A 508-nucleotide genomic window follows, 5' to 3' on the forward strand; every position below is an offset into this window, starting at 1 on the left:
CTCTTAATACTGACACGGGAGCTATCACCGGCACTGCATCTGTGGCGGGGAAATTTATGAGGATTGTGGTGTCCGGCACTGATGGCTCATACAACACAGCATTAGGAGACGTTAGGGTCGAAGTTGAATTGGGTACCCAAGGGGGAGGGGAGGGGGGGAGGGGTAGGGGCGGCCGCCGTACCCGGCTCCGGGAAGCTGTTGCCGTCGCCGCCGAAGATGGCCGGCAGCACGAGGCGACTGCCATCAGGAGCCAGCCACCCCTTGTCGGCCCAAGTCGTCGTCCACTCGGCCTCCAGGTGGCGCTGTTCCGCGCTGGCGTAGGCGAAATGAAAGCTGACCGCGTTGAAGGGCGACGCGTCGGGTCCGGCCTCCGGGAAGCTCAGAGTGATCGCGGTGGGCGGAAGCACGAAGTGCGGGCCTCGGTCGCCCGACCAGTCACGTACGAGGTGGAACCGCCGGGGGTTGAAGAGGATGGCGGTGCACGCCCCGGGGCCGAGGACGCCCTGCA

Annotated in this window: 1 protein-coding gene; it reads right to left on the bottom strand. The window is 65.6% G+C overall.

Annotated features, from left to right (window positions below):
- Nucleotides 1-101 precede the first annotated feature (101 nt).
- Nucleotides 102-508: hypothetical protein (locus BTA51_RS30040; RefSeq protein WP_210404954.1), on the bottom strand; the 407-nt coding region annotated here is incomplete at its 5' end.

This window comes from Hahella sp. CCB-MM4 (genome assembly GCF_002260525.1).
Classification (GTDB): Bacteria; Pseudomonadota; Gammaproteobacteria; order Pseudomonadales; family Oleiphilaceae; genus Hahella.